Annotated in this window: 13 protein-coding genes and 1 tRNA gene; 7 read left to right on the top strand and 7 right to left on the bottom strand. The window is 49.7% G+C overall.

Annotated features, from left to right (window positions below; genetic code table 11):
- Positions 1–5: 5 nt before the first annotated feature.
- A complete protein-coding gene (locus H5715_RS18855) occupies positions 6–1157 on the bottom strand; it encodes an efflux RND transporter periplasmic adaptor subunit (RefSeq protein ID WP_075186503.1) in 1152 nt (383 codons plus the stop codon).
- Positions 1158–1462: 305 nt separating this feature from the next.
- On the opposite strand from H5715_RS18855, the gene H5715_RS18860 reads away from it, so the two are divergent.
- A complete protein-coding gene (locus tag H5715_RS18860) occupies positions 1463–2080 on the top strand; it encodes a TetR/AcrR family transcriptional regulator (protein WP_075186504.1) in 618 nt (205 codons plus the stop codon).
- A 236-nt stretch (positions 2081–2316) separates the two neighbouring features.
- Here H5715_RS18860 and H5715_RS18865 read toward each other — a convergent pair whose 3' ends face one another.
- Positions 2317–4242 (bottom strand): methyl-accepting chemotaxis protein, encoded by a 1926-nt coding sequence (locus H5715_RS18865; protein WP_075186505.1) that lies wholly within the window; start codon positions 4240–4242, stop codon positions 2317–2319.
- Positions 4243–4673: 431 nt separating this feature from the next.
- Here H5715_RS18865 and H5715_RS18870 point away from each other — a divergent pair, with 431 nt between their 5' ends.
- Complete coding sequence (locus H5715_RS18870) at positions 4674–5681, top strand: hypothetical protein (RefSeq protein WP_075186506.1); 1008 nt, start codon at positions 4674–4676, stop codon at positions 5679–5681.
- 703 nt (positions 5682–6384) lie between these two features.
- Positions 6385–8538, top strand: coding sequence for a catalase/peroxidase HPI (gene katG, locus H5715_RS18875; RefSeq protein WP_425507049.1), 2154 nt, complete (start codon positions 6385–6387; stop codon positions 8536–8538).
- A gap of 197 nt (positions 8539–8735) precedes the next feature.
- On the opposite strand, the gene H5715_RS18880 is transcribed toward katG, so the two are convergent.
- A complete protein-coding gene (locus tag H5715_RS18880) occupies positions 8736–10778 on the bottom strand; it encodes a TonB-dependent receptor plug domain-containing protein (protein WP_075186508.1) in 2043 nt (680 codons plus the stop codon).
- Positions 10779–11599: 821 nt separating this feature from the next.
- On the opposite strand from H5715_RS18880, the gene H5715_RS18885 reads away from it, so the two are divergent.
- Positions 11600–12613 carry a glycoside hydrolase family 11 protein gene (locus H5715_RS18885; RefSeq protein WP_083608099.1) on the top strand — a complete coding sequence of 338 codons (1014 nt, stop codon included), beginning with the start codon at positions 11600–11602 and terminating at the stop codon, positions 12611–12613.
- Between the two features lie 1643 nt (positions 12614–14256).
- Here H5715_RS18885 and H5715_RS18890 read toward each other — a convergent pair.
- Positions 14257–14697 (bottom strand): MarR family winged helix-turn-helix transcriptional regulator, encoded by a 441-nt coding sequence (locus H5715_RS18890; RefSeq protein WP_075185066.1) that lies wholly within the window; start codon positions 14695–14697, stop codon positions 14257–14259.
- A gap of 51 nt (positions 14698–14748) precedes the next feature.
- A complete protein-coding gene (locus H5715_RS18895; RefSeq protein WP_075185065.1) occupies positions 14749–15231 on the bottom strand; it encodes a glutathione peroxidase in 483 nt (160 codons plus the stop codon).
- Positions 15232–15667: 436 nt separating this feature from the next.
- Here H5715_RS18895 and H5715_RS18900 point away from each other — a divergent pair, with 436 nt between their 5' ends.
- A complete protein-coding gene (locus H5715_RS18900; RefSeq protein WP_075185064.1) occupies positions 15668–17776 on the top strand; it encodes a TonB-dependent receptor in 2109 nt (702 codons plus the stop codon).
- A complete protein-coding gene (locus tag H5715_RS18905; protein ID WP_075185063.1) occupies positions 17776–18831 on the top strand; it encodes a PepSY-associated TM helix domain-containing protein in 1056 nt (351 codons plus the stop codon). The genes H5715_RS18900 and H5715_RS18905 overlap by 1 nt, the downstream gene beginning before the upstream one ends.
- A gap of 247 nt (positions 18832–19078) precedes the next feature.
- On the opposite strand, the gene H5715_RS18910 is transcribed toward H5715_RS18905, so the two are convergent.
- Positions 19079–19155, bottom strand: a tRNA-Ile gene (locus H5715_RS18910).
- Positions 19156–19301: 146 nt separating this feature from the next.
- On the opposite strand from H5715_RS18910, the gene H5715_RS18915 reads away from it, so the two are divergent.
- Complete coding sequence (locus H5715_RS18915; protein ID WP_075185062.1) at positions 19302–20129, top strand: M90 family metallopeptidase; 828 nt, start codon at positions 19302–19304, stop codon at positions 20127–20129.
- Positions 20130–20200: 71 nt separating this feature from the next.
- On the opposite strand, the gene rpoD is transcribed toward H5715_RS18915, so the two are convergent.
- Entirely contained in the window at positions 20201–22033 is a 1833-nt protein-coding gene (rpoD, locus tag H5715_RS18920; protein WP_075185061.1) for an RNA polymerase sigma factor RpoD, read from the bottom strand.
- Between the last annotated feature and the right edge of the window lie 103 nt (positions 22034–22136).

The following is a 22136-nucleotide window of genomic DNA, read 5'->3' on the forward strand; positions in this document are numbered from 1 at the left end:
GTAGATTAGTGTTCGGAGGACGCTGCTACTTCTTGCAGCGAAGCCGGCGCGATATCGACCGGTGCTTGAGGGCGTATATGGGAAAGGCCGTTCACAGCTACATGTTCACCTACGGTCAGGCCAGAGCGAACGACTCGCTGTCCCTTGAATTGATCCCCTAAGGTAACTTCGCGGTACTGAGCCAAATTTTGCTCATCGATAATATAAACAAATTTTCTGTTTTGGTTGGTGCCTATTGCGCGCTCTGGGACGAGATAGACCTGTTGCTTTATGGCTGAACCAATGCGCACATTCGCATACATACCGGGTATCAATACCCCGTCCGTATTATTAAAAACTGCTCTCGCACGGATGGTGCCGCTGGCAGCATCGAGCTGGTTGTCAAAAGCGTGGACATGGCCTTCGTAGACTGTTTGAGCATTGTTAGACAGATTGATAAACACCGGCATATCGGAGGGGGCTTGTGCATTTTCAAGCAAATCAAGGTAACTTTGCTCATCCACACGAAACTCTGCGTAAACTTGGCTTTCAGCAACGATCGTTGTAAGTAATGGAGCGCTTGGACCCGCACCAACGATATTACCTGCGGTGAGCTCTGCTCGTCCGACCCTACCCGAAATAGGGGCAACGATATGCGCATACTCCAAATTCAGGTTGGCATTCAGCAATTGACCTTCTGCCTGTAGAACGGCGGCCTTAGCCACGTCGTTAGCAGTCAAAGCCTCGTCATAGATACTTTGAGAAATCAGCTTATTATCTAACAGCTCTTGAGATCGCGTATGCTCCTGCCGCGTCAGGCGAGCTTGGGCCTTCGCCGTGGACAATGTTGCTTCAGCCTGCTTAACGGCCGCTTCAAAAGGGCGAGGGTCAATAACAAAAAGTGCTTGCCCACGCTTCACTAGCTGCCCGTCCTTAAACAGGATTTGGTCTATACGGCCCCCTACCAATGGCCGGACTTCCACGCTTTCAACTGCGCTGATTCTGCCGGAAAAATGATCCCAGTGACGTATTTCACTGGCTGACACTTTAATCACTTCCACTTTAGGCGGGGGCATTTGAGCGTGCGCCAGCGGCATCCAGGACGCGAATAGCCCGAGGAAATAGACAATTTTTAGAGGGCTGAGTGAAAAGCCCAAATACGAACGACCATACAACATAATTAAGCCTTAGCATCAGAAGTGTAAATATAAAAGGCTGGGCTCGACCCGCCTTGGATTTGCTAAAACTATACATACCGGTAGGTATGGTGTCAATATTGATGTAGCTCAAATTCATTTGGCTCTGGGGTAGCTGAGATCCCCAATTCTGCTCATTATGGAGGGCAATGCGGTTAAGTTACGATATATTTGTTGCCATTAGGCGACAGTGGCCGTATGTTTAAAAAAACGTATAGGTTTGATATTACAAATAGAAACAAGCATACCGGTAGGTATCTTTTAGGTTGTAAGGTTTTAGGCAAGCTATGTCCAGTCAAGAAACGCGCACACGCCTCCTGGAAACTGCTCTCGATCTCATTTGGCAGAGCAGCTACAACTCTGTGGGTGTCAACGAAATCTGTAAGCACGCGGGTGTGACAAAGGGCAGTTTTTATCACCACTTTGAATCTAAAGCCGCACTGTTCTGCGAAGCCAGTGAATACTCCTGGCAATCCACCAAGAAAGAGGTGGATGAGATAATGTCGCCACAGAATCCGCCGCTTGAACAGTTAAAGCTGTATCTTCGCTTTATTTTTGTTCATAAATTTGGTGAAGCTAAGGGCACGGCTGGCGGTTGCTCCTACACTTCGTCTGTTGTTCATCTTGGTTGCGACGACGAGAGCATTGCAGAAACCCAACGATCCATGCTCAATAAAGCTATTGTTTACAACGCTGCGCTAATTAGAACACTTCAAGCCAATGGATTCCTGGAAGCTGTTGGTGATGAGGTACGTGTCGCCAGACTATTTTCCCAGTATATTCACGGCATCGTGAGTTTTGCTCGCGTTGATAACGATTTTTCTATCATTAAGGGCGACATGGCTGAAGGTTCGTTCAGAATACTTGGTCTGAAGCGAGAGTATTGGTTCAACCCTTTTGACTAGCTCCGGGTATTCCGACCGCTTTATATCTCTGTGTTCACACTCTGACTGTCTGGTCGCGGAAGATGCGCTACTACAGCGGTGAATGGAAACATTGCCGGGTGGTAAATCGGTTTGGGTTACGAAAAATTTAGCTCAGATTTAAACCCGAGCCGAGCTGACAGGCACCGTTCAAAAACGAGTAACTGTAAGATCAAGTCTGAGCTACTACACTTTAACTTGTTTGCCGCGAATACTCGCTAGTAGCGAAAGCTCCCAAGTTGCTCTTGTATGCGGCGCGATAGATCCGCTAGCTCCACAGCCGCCGCCGACGTATTTTCCGCCTGAGTTTTACTGAGTTCCGCATCCTCACTGATACGCGTTACATTCACGCTAATTTCTTCCGCAACCTCACTCTGCTGCCTGACCGCGCTGGAAATTTGCTTGTTCAAATCACTAAGGCTGCCAACACTTTCTCGTACCGCATCAATCGCCTCGCCAGAGGCAATGGCCGCCGACACATTTGCGTCCCCGGTACTTTTCGCGCTATTCATTTTTAGCAGCGCGGTATCCGTGCTCGCGTGAAAGCGCCGCAGCATCTCATCAACCTCTTCAGTAGAAGTCTGGGTAAGCTTTGCGAGTGAGCGAACTTCATCGGCGACAACGGCAAAGCCTCGGCCTTGTTCGCCAGCCCTGGCCGCTTCGATAGCCGCATTCAAGGCTAAAAGATTGGTTTGATCGGCTATGCCGCGAATAACATTCAAAATAGCGCTGATCTCCTTGCCTGAGTCGACAAGGTCACTCAGCACCTTCGACGTTTCCTGAATGTTCTCGGCAGCCACTTCCGTGGCGGCAATAGAGCCTGTCACTTGGTCGTGGCTGTGACGTGCCTGCTGGTCCGCTTCCTCGGCTGCGACCGAGACTCTGCCTGCAGTATCGGCGACGTCGCCGGCCGATGCGGACATTTCGTGGATAGCCGACGCAATTATATCAATATTACTGCTTTGATCGCTGAGCACGCCTTTCGAGGCAAGGGAAATCTCCTGTAAACCTTTTGCTGCAGTATCAAGCCCCGTGGCAATATTCGCGACAGACTTAATTGTGCCTTGCAGCTGATCCATTAATCGATCAAAGGCGCTTGCCAAGCTCCCGAGTTCATCCTTTTCTTTATTGTTGATTCGCCGTGTAAGGTCGCCATTGCCGTTGGCAACGTCCTCCACCCTTAAGATTGTTTCATTCAGTGGGCGAATAACCATGTATGACAGTAGCCAATACACAATACCCAAAATAACAACACCCACGAGAAATACTACAAGCGCCATCGATAGTGAAGCCGTGAACAGGTGGTCTCTAACTTCTTTTTTGGGATACGCAGTAATGACTTCATAACCCCACTTGTCGAAGCCCTTGCGGGACAGCGTCCAGTCGTCTATTTTGCCATCCACAATACGATCGGCTTCAGCTAAATTAATATTGTCTGAGTGAACCCGAGTTTTTCCCAGGTTGTCGCGAATCAAGATGAAGCCCTGGTTCAGTATGCGAGTTCCTTCAATAACAGTATCCAAATTTTTTAAGTCGGCCTTGTATCCAACATATAAAATACCAATGGCAGCGCCAGAGTTATTATCCAATATCGGTTCATAGGCTGTAAGATAGGGGGAGTTCAAAATACTGACAAGACCGTAGTATGGCTGGTTTTTTCTAATCTTTTTTATTGCCGCCCCTTCGGGATTTAAACGCGTACCGATAGCCCTGCCTTTCGCAGTCATAACATTGGTGGAAATTCGAATGAAATCGCCGTTATATTGCGAAAAAATTGTCGCGGTACCGCCCGCCAACTTGGTGACATGATCCACCAGCTCGAAGTTGTTTCCCATGGCGGTACCGCCAAAATTTAAATCTATTGTGGGCTGACCGTTTATCTCAAGCTGGTCGCCAAGAGATGCCTCGCCATAAGAGCTGCTTAACTCCTTAAGCAAACGCATGCTTGTGGCAACTTGATCCATTACCAGACTGTCGGTAACCTCAATGAGGTTGAGGGCCTCTTCGCTGGCTCGGGCTGCGCCATCTTCTGCTTCTGCCTGTATTTTTTTGGCCGCAATGGTATGGGTAACAAAAATTCCCGCGGCAATGCACAGAGCAAAAACCACAACCAAAGGGCGCATGAATTTCATTTTGATGGACACAGACTTACTCCAGTAAAGCTTTAGTAACTAACTATAGGATAGAAGACACTCACAGCGCTTTCCAATGCCATATATCCCGTCAGTTTGTGGAGTTATATGACATGAGATTGTTTTGGGGCTAGAGTGCGGCGCAAGTTCGTGGCGTTAATGTGCTTGGGAAACGCCTTCTTATAAAATAATACGCGCCAATGTTGTTGCTGGGCTTATGTGAAAAATATCTGCGGGATTCTAGTATTTTACACGCCACGTACTTTTTGATTTTCCTCCCCCTAAATTCTGTCCTGTTCTGGCTTCGTGTTTTTCGTGATTGTTATTACAACTACACAAAACATCCATTGACATTTAATTGCTGTTAATAAAATCTGCTGTACAGTAGAGCTTACTGCTTTCACCTTTAATTACGCTATTTAGTTAACCTGTGAGGAATGTTCATGAAAAAACGAAATCCACTTTGGTTGTTAATGGTCATGCTAATGTTTGTTGTTTCTGATATTGCCCTGTGTGCAGACAAGTCAATAAATGTCGATAGGGTTCGTTGGAAAAAATCAGTCTTTGTGTGGAAGGACCATCCAGATTACCCGGAATGGTCTAACGAGGGTATTTGGACAGAGTATCGAAAAAATACCTACATTGGTCGCTATTGGAATCCGGGCGTTAGTAACGCCAGAACAATGATACTGCTGATACCTGGTCAGCAGGGCTCATCGGGATCATCGGGTTGTTCTAATTGTGTTACCGGGCAGGATTCGAGCTGGGATGACAGCTGGGGTAAGGGCGACCGAACAAAAGCGGCTTACCTTAAAAGTCAGTCGCTCGCCAGCCGTCTGATCGATTCAGGTCAGTTCAGTGCGAGCAATACTTTTTTGGGGGTTGTCTTTAATTCAAATTTTAATTGGGAAAATACCAGCAGCGCGAAAATAAAAGCGGAAAAAGCTTTTACTAACTGGTTTCTTAAGCACGGTGATTATTCGAAGGTGGATAGGATTATTCTGTTGGGCTCAAGCCGCGGTGGCGCTTTGGCAATGCGCATGTCTAAAAAAATTAAGCAGCAAACGGGTTGGAACAATGTACCCGTCTATGTTGGCTTAATCGATGCGGTTCCCAATACGCTACAGGACGAGCTAGAAACAGCCGGCCAGCCGAGCTGCCAAAACCCGTTAAATTCAGCTTACTATGCTCGGCGTGCCGATCTCGCAACGTTTTATAGCGGCCTAAATAAACCCAACATTAAGCACGTAGTAACGGGTGCGCCCGTAATTCTGGGAGCCGCCGTTCACGGGTTTTGCGCGGACAGCACCAGCTGGTACAGTCAAACGTGGGAAAATCTGCAGCATACTGACATTGGACGATGTAATTCATCGGAAGGCGCGCCCTATAACGCCAATTTTATGGAAGCGGGTATAGGCCGACTGTACGACTGGGTTATTGGTAATTTGTAATTTTCCGTTAATCACCGTGAAAATTTTACGCCATTAATGCTGTAATTTCCGGATCACAAATATAATAACCGCTCGCCAATATTGACATCGCATAAATCCGGCGAGCTACGAAAAGGGCACCATCATTTACCTATTGGGGAGGCGGTTTTCGTTATATGTGCTGAGCCCGCGGCGTCACCAAGATCAAAACGTCTCTTTGTAGGAAGTGTTTCGTGCCAATAAACGTTTTGGCTTCACGTAGAACTTATCCGGGTTTAATCAGATTTCCCCCGACACCATCATTCAAAAAATGATGGTGTCGCTTGATATTTTATTAATCAATGTCGCTATGACGTTATGGGAAAAAAAGCGTACTATCCTTCGGTATTATGGCGAATCATTCTTTACTCCTTTTCCCAGGGTGTGATTTCAAGCCGTAACATCGCCGTCCTTTGCGAATACGCTTAACACTTAAGACGCCTGCTGTTCGGACGGCGCCCGTACTTTCCTCCATTGCCAGCTTGGTCAGCTCGCTGATATTAGTTTTCAATCCAGCTGATAGCTTAAAAATGTAATACATCCTTTCGATACACATATATTTTATGGCTACACGCTGTATTTCTTATCTAATCTAAGGGAGACAAATTCAATGTTTAAACAAACGATACTTATACTGACTACCTTAGCGGTAGCCATACCGTCACTCGCACTATCGAGCCCAGATATGGCTCAGGGTGAACCAACCTCCAATAAGTTCTGGTGGCCTGAACAACTGAACCTCAGCCCGCTTCGTCAACATAGTGCTGAGTCCAGTCCCATGGACGAAAAATTCAATTACGCTGAAGCGTTTAAAACTCTCGATCTTAAAACCGTGAAGCAGGACATCGAAGCGGTATTGAAGACATCACAGATCTGGTGGCCCGCCGACTACGGAAACTATGGGCCATTCTTTATTCGAATGGCCTGGCACAGTGCCGGTACCTACCGTATGACGGATGGTCGCGGTTCCGCCGATGGCGGTCAGCAACGATTCGAGCCGCTAAACAGTTGGCCCGATAATGTCAGCCTCGACAAAGCGCGGCGCTTGCTCTGGCCGGTCAAGCAGAAGTATGGCAGTAAACTATCCTGGGGAGACCTCATGGTTCTGGCAGGAAACGTTTCCTTGGAATCCATGGGCTTTAAAACCTTTGGTTACGGTGGTGGGCGAGCCGACGACTGGGAACCCGATCTGGTTTATTGGGGGCCCGAAACCACGTTTCTTGCCGACGAGCGTCACGGCAGCGACGGAAAACTTGAAAAGCCGCTGGCGGCGGTACAGATGGGGTTGATCTACGTGAACCCAGAGGGGCCAAACGGTAACCCTGACCCTATTGCCGCAGCGAATGATATTCGTGAAGCCTTCGGTCGCATGGCGATGAACGACGAAGAAACCGTTGCACTGATCGCGGGTGGCCACACCTTTGGTAAAGCGCACGGCGCTCACAAACCAGACGACTGCTTAGGCGCAGAACCTGCAGCTGCTGGTATTGAGGAGCAGGGTTTTGGTTGGAAAAACAAGTGTGGCAAGGGCAATGCAGAAGATACCATCACCAGTGGTTTGGAAGGGGCGTGGACCGTTAGCCCCACCCTGTGGAATTCTAACTACCTGGACAACCTGTTTGCCTTCGAATGGGTGAAAACGAAAAGCCCCGCTGGCGCGACCCAGTGGATACCGGCGAATGGACAGGCATCGAACCTCGTGCCAGATGCCCATGATCCGTCGAAGCGCCATGCGCCCATCATGTTCACCACAGACCTAGCGTTGAAGTTCGATCCCAGCTATCGAAAAATCGCAAAACACTTTTCGGAGAGCCCGGAAGCCTACCGGCTCGCCTTTGCGAAGGCATGGTTTAAGCTGACTCACCGTGATATGGGGCCACGTGCGCGCTATCTCGGGGAAGAAGTCCCCAATGAAGAACTGATTTGGCAAGACCCTATACCTGCCGTCGATTACAAATTGATTGATGCAAAGGATATCGCCAAATTGAAATCTGAGCTTCTCGATTCAGGCTTGAGCGTATCCGAACTGGTCAGAACTGCCTGGGCATCGGCCGCGTCTTTCCGTGGCACCGATATGCGCGGTGGGGCGAACGGAGCACGTATTCGCCTAGCCCCCCAAAAGGATTGGGCGGTCAACAATCCGAAACAGCTTGCGAAGGCCTTAAAGCGAATTGAGCGCGTTCAAAGTGAGTTTAACCGCGCGAAAAAAGGTGGCAAGAAAGTGTCACTCGCCGATCTTATCGTTCTTGGCGGAGCTGCAGCTATTGAGCAGGCAGCAAAAAAATCGGGCTACGACATGCAAGTTCCCTTTACACCGGGGCGTGCCGACGCATCGCAAGAGCAGACCGATGTGAATTCTTTTGCCGTACTCGAACCCATGGCAGACGGATTCCGCAACTATTTCAGTGCGGGCCTGAGTCGGCCTCCTGCAGAAATGCTGGTTGATCGTGCGAACCTGTTGACCCTGACCGTTCCTGAAATGACTGTTCTGGTGGGCGGCATGCGAACGCTGAATGCAAATGCCGGAGAATCTCAAAATGGCGTGTTTACCGATCAGCCCGGGAGCTTAAGCAACGACTTCTTCGTGAACCTGCTCGACATGTCCACCAAGTGGACGAAGTCCGCTAAATCCGAAGGCATTTACAACGGCGTTGACCGCAAAACCGGCAAACTTAAATGGAGTGCCACACCGGTTGACCTTATTTTCGGGTCGAACTCCGAACTGCGCGCCGTAGCAGAAGTGTATGCCGCAGACGATGCACGAGAGAAGTTTACGCGTGACTTTATCCGTGCATGGACCAAGGTGATGAGCCTCGACCGCTTCGACCTCCACCACTAATCGATTAACCCGACAATCAAATAGGTCGTTCAGGCCTATTTGATTTTTACCGGTTTAAGCAGAGGTAAAAGCAGTATTGGTGCGGGCATTTACGGTGAGCAATGTTTTATGCCATTGTCGGAGGGGGGAAACTAAGGGCCGTTAATGTCTTTAATAGGCCCTCGTTATTGCCGATTCGTTTGCTGAAGAGTTTACACTTAGAATTGCCAGTTAACGCCCAGCAGCACGCTTGTGCCTCGGTTGGGTACGCCGTTGGCCAGTACATCAGAGGACGCCGGGGTGAAATACTCGCTGTCGTCAATATTTTTTACCTGTAACGAAAGCCGCCAATCGCTTTTAAGCTGGTATTGCAGCTTGCCAAAGGTATACCAATAGCTGTCCAGCGCCTGTAAACCGCCGCCGGGTACTAGCATATCGCGCTTGCCTGCGTAATGAGCACCCAGGTTTACATTCCATTTATTTTGCTGATAATTTACCCCCAGCGAGCCCAGGGAATCGGCCTCGCGAAAGCTGTTCTCACTTGTTTTCGTTATACGCGTAAAGGTTGCAAGCACTCTCCAGCTCAGCCCGAATTCATGGTTTAGTTCAACTTCAAAGCCACGAGAGCGCTCATCCTCTACAGCGTTTCCAAATTGAAGGTAACCGTCAGCATTAATACTCTGGCTGATCGCCTGCTCAAACACATTTTCAAAATAGCCAATAGAGGCCCGGGTTTTGCGCCACTGTCCTAGCCATATCAGCTCTAGCGTTTTTACCGTCTCGGGTTCGAGGCTGGTATTGCCCGCGAAACGGGATGAGACCGACAGGTTGAGCTCCTCTTCCGAGGGAGCACGGAAGGCGTGGCCGTACAGTAATTTAATACTCTGAGATTCTGTCAGTGACTGCACCAGGCCCATGCGAGGGCTTAATTGCTCACCTAGCTGGGAGAAGTGGTCATAGCGAAGCCCAAGAGTTAGGTGAGTGTTGGGCAGAATATTGCGTTGATATTGACCGTAGGCGCCGTAGATATCGCGTGAAGACGCTTCCTGGGTTGTGCGCTCCGCGCCAAAGTCGCCATTGAACCACGTTATGGGATAGTCCCTGGTGCGGTAGGCATTTAAATCATAGTTATAGCGTGTCGTGAATTCCGGCATATTCAGTGCGCGGTACTCCAGTCCAAACTGAAGGCTGTGGTCCGAATTAAGGCGTAAATCATTGCTCCACAACGCCCTCCACTCAGAGAAGGGCTCCCCTTCACTGAGCGTGACCAGGGGATCGTTGCTGCTGGGGTTACTGATGGCAGCCAACACGCCCGCGTCTGTGGCTTGGCTGCTAACTTTTACAGAAGAACGGTTGTAGCTCAGCCGAAACTTGGAGTTAACGTTATACCATTTAAGCGGCGTGGTTAAAGCCAGGGAAGTGGACTGCGATAGCCTATCGTTATTGCCATCGCCCGGGCCAGCGTAGCTGATAAAATCCTGCGCCTCGTAATGAAAATGCTGTAGGTTTAGCAGTGTTTCCCCCCGCTGGTACTTCATGTTCAATTCATACTGACGGCGAGGGTCCTGCGTGCTGGTGGTCTGTATATTATCGACATTCAAAATCGAGAACTGATCACCCGAATCCCTATCCGCCGTCAGGTAAAGGTCAAAATAACTGTTGGCGGATGAATAGTTGGTTTTCACATGGCCCTTAAAACGGTTGAAGCTGCCAATACCGGCATGTAGCTCTTTTTCGTGTTCGCGCGTAACAATATTGATCACGCCCATCATGGCGTTTGAACCATAGATGGCAGCCCCCGGCCCGCGAATAAACTCGATATGTTCTATATTGGCGACAGAGAGCATGGGCATGGAAATAGCCGCACCACTGGTGCGTGCTTCATTTAGCCGTTGGCCATCCAGCAGTATCAACACTTCGGCGCTGGCCGTGCCAATGCGGCGGCCACGAACAGAAAAGGGGTAATCCAGAGCGGTAGTGGACGAGCGGTAAGATTGAAACCCGGCAACCATATTCATCAGCTCACCCAGCGAGTCTACGCCGAGCTCGCGTATTTGCTGATAGCTGAATACCGTTACCGAAGAGGGGGCAAGTTTTTGTTCCTGCTCCGTGAGTGTGGCGCCCAGAACATTAACGTCCAATAGCTGCTCAAGGCTTAAATCGAAAATATTTATCGCGTTCTGTTCGGCCTGTGACGGCAATGCAAACACGAATAAACATGTTGCGAAAAAGGCCCGCTGCTTTTTTTTGCGTCCGCGCATACAGTGCCACCCCTTTTATTTTTGATATGTGGCGATATACAAAGGTATCTGTAAATTATGGCCGCTAGCAGAAAATAATAAAGTTCCCTAAGGCCTATTCAGCGTATTTCTTGCAAAAAACACCTGTTATGGCGTAAAAGTTCTACCGTGAGTTCCCGCTACCGCCCCGCATATGTAAAAATGTTTTAAATTAGCGAGTTTGATATTTCGATACCGAAATGATGCGATATAGATACTGGCACCGATTTATAAGGCGGTCCCCCAGCCTTGGGTTACGGAAAAGGAAAATTATTTTTGGGGGCATCGAGCAATGGTGACACATTAATAATGGCGGAAATTCCAAACGTCAAAATGGCTAACACAAAAAGCGACTCATCTTTTATCTACGAGATTTAAGGTTCCGTTCGTTTGATCTTTGTAGAGTATCTACATATTTCCCTTTGTTCATTGTATAGCTGGCGCGAAATTCAATCTTCGTAGGTCTAATTTCATACCCCTTTAGCACACCTCTATAAAAAATTAAAACCGACTAATCGAGCCACAAGAAACATATTGCTATGCTGACCACATCGATATAGTTTATTTGACCATATGGATATAGTTGTATAGACATTAAGATACTTGGGTTATACAGTGAAACCGGTTACACGCGTTATCGAAACCATCCCCGAGTTTGCCATGCGGTTTTAACAATAACAGCAACACTGTATGGCGCTCGATTAATCTCCCCCGCTTGCAACACGCAGGGTCAGCCTTCCAACAGCCCTCTCTTCCTTTTTCGGTAATGTCGGTTGAGAGGCAATATATGGAGAATAATAAAGATGTTAACGAAATACCTAAAATGCAATATTACTGCAGCACTTATCTGCGCCGCAGCTTTATGCATGCCGGCAGCTAATGCCCAAACCTATACCTCCAGTCAAACCGGAACCGATGATGGTTTCTACTATTCTTTCTGGACCGATGGTGGTGGGTCGGTATCATTCACCTTAGGGAGTGGAGGTAACTACAGTTCTTCCTGGAGCAATGTTGGGAACTGGGTTGGCGGTAAAGGCTGGAGTACCGGTGGACGTAAAACGGTGAACTATTCTGGCAGTTTTAATCCTTCTGGCAATTCGTACTTGGCACTCTATGGATGGACAACGAGTCCGCTCGTGGAGTACTACGTGGTTGAAAGCTACGACAATTATAAGCCTGGCGCGAGTGGAACCTATTACGGCACGGTTAATACCGATGGTGGTACGTACGAAATTTATCGCACACAGCGCGTCAACCAACCCTCTATTCAAGGTACGGCAACGTTTTATCAGTACTGGAGTGTTCGTACATCAAAGCGGGTGGGAGGAACCATCACCACGGGCAATCACTTCGACGCATGGGCTAACAATGGTTTGAATTTAGGTAACCATAATTACATGATTATGGCCACTGAGGGGTATCAAAGCAGCGGCAATTCGAACATAACGGTAAGCGAAGGCAGTAGTTCTGGCGGTAGCACTGGAGGCTCCACTGACTTTCCCACCTGTAGTAGTTCATCGTCAGATCCCGATGGCGATGGATGGGGCTGGGAAAATAATCAGAGTTGTATCGTCAGCAGTTCAGGTGATTCTAGCGACTTCCCAACCTGCAGCAGCGCATCATCAGACCCCGATGGCGACGGATGGGGTTGGGAAAATAACCAGAGTTGTATCGTTAGCAGTTCTGGGAGCAGCGGTTCCGGTGGCGTCTGTAACTGGTATGGCACTAACTACCCCCTATGCACCAGTACCAGTAGTGGTTGGGGTTGGGAGAATAGCCAAAGCTGTATTTCTCCAAGCACTTGTAACTCCCAATAAAACAACGCACTACGTCCGGCGCTGGAGTGCCGGAGCTCAACTTTAGGCGGGTTTTGTACCCGCCTCTTTTTTATGGAATGTCGCAATATATAGAGTTAGTTATAAATTAAGACGGCAAACCGAAAAAGAATAAAGTTATATCTGCTCAACACCTTACGTGTTAAAAAAACCGCTGTGGGGCAAGAAACTACCAGAAGCTTCGCCCATAGTTTCATCTATACAGAAATAATTTAAGGTAACAGGCTGGGAAAATCGGTGCTGGTATTCTAATTGAAAATGTAACGAGTACAGCGGCGAGTGACGATTCAATATTCCCATATAGCGTTGCCTCGGTGTCACCTAGCCCACGTCCTAGGGTAGGTATTCACGGTGTTCGTTCGAATCATCCATTTATGGCGGGATAAAACGATAGAGCTAACCTCTCTACGCTATATGTGGGACGACATACCCGCCGGTGCGAATATACAAAATAGCGAAACCTTGCCAACCGAGCCGTATTGGGGGGAGTGAATTAGAGCGGTGGTAGTGCTTGGGTTGACGTAAGTGGTGTTTCTTTTGGCGATACCGCTAAGTACTATCTGAATCAGAGGTCGGTATATCAAGAACAGGCTATTCCAAAGGAGACGGTAGCAGACGTTTAGGTTTCTTTCTGTATCGGTCTGCTCGCGATACGTTGTACTCCACCATCCCCGATCTTGCCGATGAGTTGGCGTAAAGTATTTTTCTTAAGAAGGGTTGCCCAAACTATGCCTATAAGGGGCTTATAGGCGAGCCCCAAGTGTCTATAGCGGTGCACCATGTTTTTACTGGAGAAGCGTTAACGGAAGAGGATAAAGCCTTTCTTCCGCAAGAATTTATTCTAAACAAATAGGCGTGAAGCTTAGCGGGTAAGCATAGAGCTTTAGCTTGGGTGTCCATGTTGATTACTACAGAAAAACAAACCCGCCAACCGTATCCAAAAAACAAAAAAAAGATGCGACAAAAGGGCACCTAAAATACGTTACAAGCTTAAACCCTGTAAGCCCATTCTGCCGTTGCTGGCGAGGTGGGTCATCCTCTTACACGGACGGGTCACCCACCACCTACACGGATCGGGAAATCAGCCTCCAGGAAGGGTCACCCAGCTCCAGGAAGGGTCACCCGGCTCCAGGACGGCTCACCCAGCTCCAGGAAGGGTCACCCAGCTCCAGGAAGGGTCACCCGGCTCCAGGAAGGGTCACCCAGCTCCAGGAAGGGTTCCCCCGGCTCCAGGAAGGGTTCCCCTAGCTCCAGGACGGCTCCCCCGGCTCCAGGAAGGGTTCCCCTAGCTCCTGGACGGCTCCCCCGGCTCCAGGAAGGGTTCCCCCGGCTCCAGGAAGGGTTCCCCCGGCTCCAGGAAGGGTTCCCCTAGCTCCAGGAAGGGTTCCCCCGGCTCCAGGACGGCTCACCCAGCTCCAGGAAGGCTTCCCCCAGCCCCAGGAATCCGTTTCTGCTTTAATGTGCGTGCTTTATTGGGGGCGAAATGCGAAATGCGAAATGCGAAATGCGAAGTTTGGTTGTCCGTCTGAACTCGGTCTACGGTATCTCGCGCTTAACGCCGGTGTGCTTGTAGGCTGTTGAACGACGATCTGTGTTGCCGGAGTGCGGTGCGCGCAATGCTGTACTTATACTGCCAGGGCGTCGATAAGTTCATGTAATAATTTGCGTAGATGTGTTCCTTTTTCCACATCAAATCCTACTGAGTCAATCAGTTGTTTCGGTAGGCATCGGAGGTTTTTTTTAAGGTCGAGACCTTTCTCGGTTAGATACACCAGCAGTTTTCGTTCGTCGTCCTCATGGCGACGGCGGACCAATAACTCGTTTTTCTCCATTCGCTTTAAAATGGGCGTTAAGGTGTTGCTATTGAGCACGGCTTTTTCACCTATTTCACCACACGTGACGCCTTCCTTTTCCCACAGAATCATTAAAATGACATATTGAGGGTAGGTTAATCCATGCTCTTCCAGCAATGGTTGATACATTCGAGTAACCAACCGCGATGCCGCATACAAAGGAAAGCACAATTGATTTTCCAGCTTTTGCAGATTTACTGATGCCGATCTCATAAAGAACCTGTTCTTTAAGTTTACATTGAGCCTTCCATTTGTTTTTCCGCTCTAGCCCTTTAAAGAGCGTTTAATATACCTTTCCAATTTTTGCGGTTTAGTGATTGGAGCGAAACGTCGCAACGGGTTTCCGTTCTGATCGATCATAAATTTTGTAAAATTCCATTTTATTTTATTGCCAAAAATACCCGGCATGGATTCTCTTAAATAACGAAACAGCGGATGACTGTTCTCCCCGTTAACGTTGACCTTTTCGGTGATCGTAAAATCTACACCGTAGTTGATCAGACAACCTTCAGAGATAGACTTCTCGTCTCCCGGCTCCTGATTGCCAAATTGGTTGCACGGAAACCCCATTATCACCAAGCCCTGATCACTGTATTTTTTATGCAATGCCTGCAACCCTTCATATTGAGGCGTAAGGCCGCACTTGCTGGCGGTGTTCACCAGTAGCAGTATCTTTCCTTTGTAGCTTGAGAAATCAATAGTTTCGCCTTGCAGGCTGTTAATCGAAAAATCATAAATAGATGTCATGGTAGGCTCCGGGTAAACTTTCAGTAAATATATCGCGCACGATGTTTTTACGCAAAACTACTTCAGCTTTTGAGATAACGGACAAAAGACGAAGAGAGGGCTGGTTCTAACGGTTGAATTTTAGTTTATTGAATCGTTCCCATACGTCGGTGTGGGAATACAGCTTGGCGATCTCATCTGTCGGACATCTTCTCTAAAGCAAAGTTACTTGTCGTTCCTTTTAGCTACATTTAGCGCCGGATCTCTAGGAGAACAAGTTCTGGGTACCGTCGCGTCAATAAGAAAAACCATCCTTTGTGTTGTACAAGCGCTGGCTTGTAAATGTGAGGGCAGCATCTCGGCATGACTCTAATGCTATTGATAATGATTAGCAATAACATTAATATGGCGCAAAATTCATTGTCGCCCATTGAAAATGGGCTTATGCGGAGTGATTATGCGCCTTTCCCCTACTTTTATGGTGTTGCCTTTGGCGGCAGCGATGGCTAGCCCGAGCTATGCCGATAGTTCTGATGAGCAAAAACTTGAAGAAACCGTGGTAACCGCCAGCCGAGTTGAAAAGCCGCTGGCGACCATTCCCAATACGATTACGGTGATTGGCCCCGATGCCCTGCAGGCACAGCTTTCTATTCACTATGATCTCTCCACTGTGCTTGGCAACTTGATTCCGAGTTTCTCCCCCAGCCGTCAGAAAATGACGAATGCCGGCGAGAGTCTGCGCGGCCGTAAACCGCTCTACATGATCGACGGTGTACCGCAAAGTAACCCTTTACGCAGTGGTGGCAGGGACGGCCATACAATTGACCCCGCCGTGATTGAGCGCGTAGAAGTTTTGCACGGCGCGAACGCTATTCACGGCCTCGGTGCGGCTGGTGGTGTCATTAACCTGATCACCAAAAAGCCCAGCGATGAGTTGAACCAAAGCTTCCGTGTCGACAGCAGTTTTCAGCTAGAAGATCTGAGCGAAAGCTTAGGCTATGGCGTAGGCTACTCCTTTTCAAACAGCGAGGGCGCCGTAGATTGGCTGGGCAGTTTGAATTACCGAGCGACGGGCATGTCCTATGACGCTGAAGGTGAGTTTATCGGCGTCGATAACACCCAGGGCGATATGATGGATTCCGATTCGCTTAACGTGTTCCTTAAAGGTGGCTACAACTGGGGGGACCAGCGGTTGGAACTTATGCTTAATCGTTACAACGTGGCCAGCAATCACGAGTGGATTTCGGTAAGGGGTGATTTGGATACGGGGCTTGCGAGTGGGGCAGAGAAAGGCCAACTGCCCGCCGAGGGCGCGCGCAACAAAGTACAGGCGGTGAGCCTGAACTACAGCAATGACGAGTTTTTTGGGCAGGCGCTTAGTGTGCAGGCCTTTCGCCAAGATTTCGAAGCAACTTACGGCGCGCAGGTAACACCTATAGCCACCTTTCAAGACTCCGTCTACGGGGAAGACCTTATAGATCAGTCGCAAAACAATTCGGAAAAAGTCGGCGTGAAAATAACCGCGTCGAAAGACGATATTGCCGGAAGTTCGCTAAATGCCGTCTACGGTATCGACTTTTTACAGGATGAAACGTGGCAGGCACTAATTCAAACCGAACGCGCTTGGGTGCCTGAAACGCAGTACCAGAACATTGCTCCGTTCGCGCAACTTGAATACACGGGTATCGATAAGCTGACTTTGGCCGGTGGCCTGCGCCACGAAGAGAGCACGTTGACGGTGGATGATTTCACTACACTGGCCTCTTACGGCAGCCGTTTTGTTGAAGGCGGCAAGCCAGAGTTTACTGAAACCCTAAAAAACCTTGGTGCCGTATATCAGGTTAGTTCGGCATGGCGTGTGTTTGCCAATTATGCTGAGGCCTTTTCGATGCCCGATGTGGGGCGTGTGCTACGCGGCATTAATGTCGACGATCAAACTGTTGAGACCTTTCTAGATCTGAAGCCCATTCTCACCGAAAATACGGAGCTGGGGCTAGAGTACAAGAGTGAAAGTGTCGATGCAGAGTTCGCCTACTTTGTTTCCGATTCGGATTTTGGTCAGCGCCTACAGCGTGGTGACGACGGTATTTACACGGTGAAGCGTGAAAAAACGGAAGTGGACGGTATCGAGTTGAATGTTGACTGGAGCTTAACGGGGAGCGATGAGCTTGGCCTGGGTTACGCGAGTACCACAGGGCGTTACGATTCCAATGCCGATGGCAAGGTAGACAGTGATTTGGGCGGCTCGAATATTGCGCCAGACCGCCTGAACCTAAGCTGGAACCGCGACTGGAGTGCTAGCTTACGCACGCGTTTGCAGTTCAATCATCTGTTCGATCGCGATTTCGAAAATAGCGAAGGAGAGAATATTCGCACATTCGGAGGTTATTCAAGTGTCGACCTTAACGCCGACTTTGCTGCCTTCGGCGGGAGCTTGAGCTTGGCCATTCAAAACCTAGGTAATACAGATTACTTTACGTATTACTCGCAGGTGAACCCCAATGCCGCGCGATATTTTAAAGGCATGGGGCGCAGCTTCTCCGTTTCTTGGCGCCGTGATTTTTAATGTTTGCACTGCGCTGGTTGCATCGCTGGATTGGGCTCGCTGTACTGCCCCTGTTCCTACTAGCCTGCACCAGCGGCACCCTGTTGGTATTTCAAAAGCCCTTGATTCGCTTGGTGGTTACGCCCACGGCTGAAATGCCCGTGAGTTATAGCATTGACCAGCTTGCCATCGAGCTTGAACAGCTTGTGCAGCATCCGCTGTTCGATACCCGTCAGCTGATAAAAGCACCCAGTGTCGAAGAGCCGTTCTGGAGTGTGCGTGGGGACGGTAAAAAAATACTTTTAAGTATCGGCCATCTGGAACGTTACGAGCGCGGTCAATGGCTTATCGACGGGCTTGAATGGCTGCGACAGTTTCACATCGAATTGCTCGCAGGAACAACAGGTAAAATACTTTTACTTATTGTGGTGCTGGTCGCTTTATTAATGTGTGTTACCGGCGCAATAGTGTGGTGGCCGATGCGCCGCATCTACCATTGGTCTTGGGTGTTGCCGCCACGCTCCAAGTGGCGTTTGAGATACATGATCCGCTTTCACAGCCACAGTAGCTTTACCGTATTGCCCTTGCTTATGGTGGTACTGCTCTGTGCGGCGGTGATGATGTGGAACAAGGTTGACCACGCACTTGCGGCTACTGGCAGCAAAAAAAGTTCTCCAGTACTTGTGCCGCAATCAATTTCTCCCGATTACGTGAATAATATTGGCGCTGCACTTAAGCGTGCGCACCGCGCATTGCCCCATTCCTGGCCAACCTATATCCGGATTCAAGGGCAGAACATGAACCACCTGCGCGTTCGAGTACGCTTAAATGGTGAGTGGCACCCGAATGGCCGCAGCTCGGCCACGGTGGATTTACAGCGCTTGGAGATGACCGAATTCGTGCGAGCCGACACGCAACCCTTTTTGCTGCGTTTACGAAACCAAATGTACCCGCTGCACTCGGGTTACGGCATGAGCCCGCTCTACATGGGGCTCGTGTTTATCGCCGGTTTAGGCGGAATTTGGCTGAGTGTGACAGGCCTAATTGCATTGCTTCGGCGCTATAAATTACTTTGAATCGAGGCGCGATAAAGCGCAAAAAACACCACACTTAATGCTCATGCAATTTTGGTCAATATGAAGGCCGTTATGCTCGCGCAAGAGTTTTGCCCAGGCTGCCACAGTCGTGCGCGGTGGGGTGAAAGGTTGGCGCGCTGCTGATTACTTGCGCAATGTTGTGAACGGTGAACTGGCTTGGGCGAACAAGTTTAGCAAAACCCACCGCCCATAAAAAAGGTCGCCATAAGGCGACCTTTTTCGTAGATGGTGGGCCTTCCCAGACTTGAACTGGGGACCTGCCGATTATGAGTCGGATGCTCTAACCAACTGAGCTAAAGGCCCACATGCGAGGGCGGCTATTCTCTTCGAAAAGTGCTCAGATCGCAAGTGTAAAGCGTGTTGTGGGTGTGCTTTTGCGCGCTTTTGCCTTGTATTTATACAGGGGGGGTACCATTAAAAGGTTTTAATGGTAAAAATCTGGGGGGCGTGTGAGCTTAACGCAGCAGTGGTTTTTGTTTTTGGGGGCGGGGCTGGTTTTGGCTGCGGTGTGGTTTGGTGTGAAGCGGTTGCGTTACCGGCTTGCGGTGGGGCGTGCTTTTCCGGCGGCGTGGCAGCAGATTTTGCGGCAGCGTCTGCCGGTTTATGATCGTTTAACGCCCGAGTTGCGGGCTGAGCTGGAGCATTTGATTCTGCACTTTCTTTATACCAAGCGGTTTGAGGGTTGTGCGGGGCTGGAGATGACCGACGAGATTCGGGTGGTGATTGCCGCCGAGGCGTGTCTGCTTATTTTGAATCGCCCCAGCCGACGCTATGCGGGGTTGCGCTATATCTATGTGTACCCGTCCACTTTTGTGGCGCGGCGCGATCGGCAGGATGAGTATGGGGTTGTGTCTAAAGCGACGACGCATCTGCTGGGTGAGTCCTGGAGTAATGGCCGCGTGGTGCTGGCCTGGGATAGTGTCGAGCGCGGTCGGGCGAATTTCACTGATGGCCAGAATGTGGTGTTGCATGAGTTTGCCCACCAGTTGGATCAGGAGGACGGTAATGCTGATGGTGCTCCATTGCTGTACACCCGTGATAGCTACAGTATTTGGTCGCAGGTGTTTAGCCGTGAGTTCGATACGCATCAGCGCCAGTTAATGGCCGGTGATCAAACGCTTATCGATGCCTATGGGGCTACGAATCCCGCGGAGTTTTTTGCGGTGGTGACGGAGTTGTTTTTTGAGCGGCCAGCGCTGATGCAGCAGCGTCACCCGGCGTTGTACGGGCAGTTACAGCAGTATTATCGGCTGGACCCAATGCTTTGGGCTGAGTAGTTGTTTAGCTGGCGGTAGAACGAAAAACGGCGCACTTTCGTGCGCCGCTCTGTTTACTCTTTTCGCTGTTATTACTCGTCGAGGAATCCGCGCAGGTGGTCGGAGCGGCTGGGGTGGCGCAGTTTGCGCAGAGCCTTGGCTTCGATCTGTCGGATACGTTCGCGGGTTACGTCGAACTGTTTGCCCACTTCTTCTAATGTGTGGTCGGTGTTCATTTCAATACCGAAACGCATGCGCAGTACTTTGGCTTCTCGTGCGGTTAGGCCAGCCAGTACAGATTTGGTGGCTTCCATCAGGCCCTGGCCGGTGGCTGCTTCCACGGGTGAGGTGATGGTGATGTCTTCGATAAAGTCACCCAGGTGCGAATCTTCGTCGTCGCCAATGGGTGTTTCCATGGAGATGGGTTCTTTAGCGATTTTTAAGACTTTGCGCACTTTCTCTTCGGGCATTTCCATGCGTTCGCCCAGTTCTTCTGGTGTGGGTTCGCGACCCATTTCCTGAAGCATTTGGCGGGAGATGCGGTTGAGCTTGTTGATGGTTTCGATCATGTGTACCGGAATACGAATAGTCCGGGCCTGGTCCGCAATGGAGCGGGTGATGGCCTGTCGAATCCACCAGGTGGCGTAGGTAGAGAATTTGTAACCGCGACGGTATTCGAATTTGTCTACGGCTTTCATTAGGCCGATGTTGCCTTCCTGGATAAGGTCGAGGAATTGCAGACCGCGGTTGGTGTATTTTTTGGCGATGGAGATAACCAGACGCAGGTTGGCTTCTACCATTTCTTTCTTGGCGCGGCGGGCACGGGCTTCGCCGATGCTCATGCGACGGTTTATTTCCTTAACGCTGGAGAGATCCAACTGGCTTTCGTTTTCTATTTGCTGCAGCTTGCGCTGGGAGCGGGCGATGTCTTCTGCAACGGTGCGAAGGCTTTCGGAGTAGTCGCGCTTTTTCTTGATGATTTCGGGAATCCAAGACTCTTCGGTTTCGTTACCGGGGAATTCTTTTACAAACGTTTTGCGCGGCATTCTGGCAATACGGACAGTCAGGCGCATGATTTCGCGCTCTTCGGCTCGAATGCGGGCGAGTACGCCTCGTACGTAATTGTAGATGGGGTCAAACTGACGTGGTGGTAGTTTGAAGTACTTAAATACTTCGCCCAACGCGTCCATTTCCTTGCCGGCCAGCTTGCTGTTGCGGCCGTGTTTCTCGATGATTTTGTCGGTTTTCAGAAGCTGTTTGCGCAGTTCGTCGAAACGCTCTTTGGCGTATTCCGGATCGATGCCTGTTGTTGCTTCATCGTCATCATCGTCATCGTCGTCAGATTTTTCGTTTTTGGCGGCGGCGGCAGCTTGAGGGTTGACGGGTGTGGCCGCTGTAACTTCTTCGGTTGGATCGAGCCAGCCACTGATAACGTCACTTAGGCGGCGCTCTTCCTTTTCGACCATATCGTATTCGGTCATGAGCTTCTGGACTGATTCGGGCCAGTAAGCAAGGGCGTGCATTAGTTCGCGCAGGCCTTCTTCGATGCGCTTGGCAATGGCGATCTCGCCTTCGCGAGTCAGTAGTTCTACTGTGCCCATTTCGCGCATGTACATACGCACGGGATCGGTGGTGCGACCGGCTTCGGTTTCTACAGCGGCGAGTGCGGCGGCGGCTTCGGCGGCGGCGATCTCGTCGGCGCTACCTTCGCCCTCGTTCATTAATAACTCATCGGCATCGGGCGCAACTTCGTATACGCGAATACCCATGTCGTTGATCATCTGAATGATGTCTTCGACCTGATCGGGATCGGAGATGTCGTCGGGAAGGTGATCGTTGACCTCGTCGTATGTAAGGTAGCCTTGTTCACGGCCTTTATTGATCAAATCTTTGATACGAGACTGCTTTTGGGCCTGTTCGCTCATTAAGGTTCCTGCGGCATATAAAGTGAGAAAATTCGGGGGTGGGCGATTATACCGGGATATGGGGTTTCTATCTAGAAAATCAATGAAATTCAGCGTTTTTAAG

This window comes from Teredinibacter haidensis, assembly GCF_014211975.1.
Classification (GTDB): Bacteria; Pseudomonadota; Gammaproteobacteria; order Pseudomonadales; family Cellvibrionaceae; genus Teredinibacter; species Teredinibacter haidensis.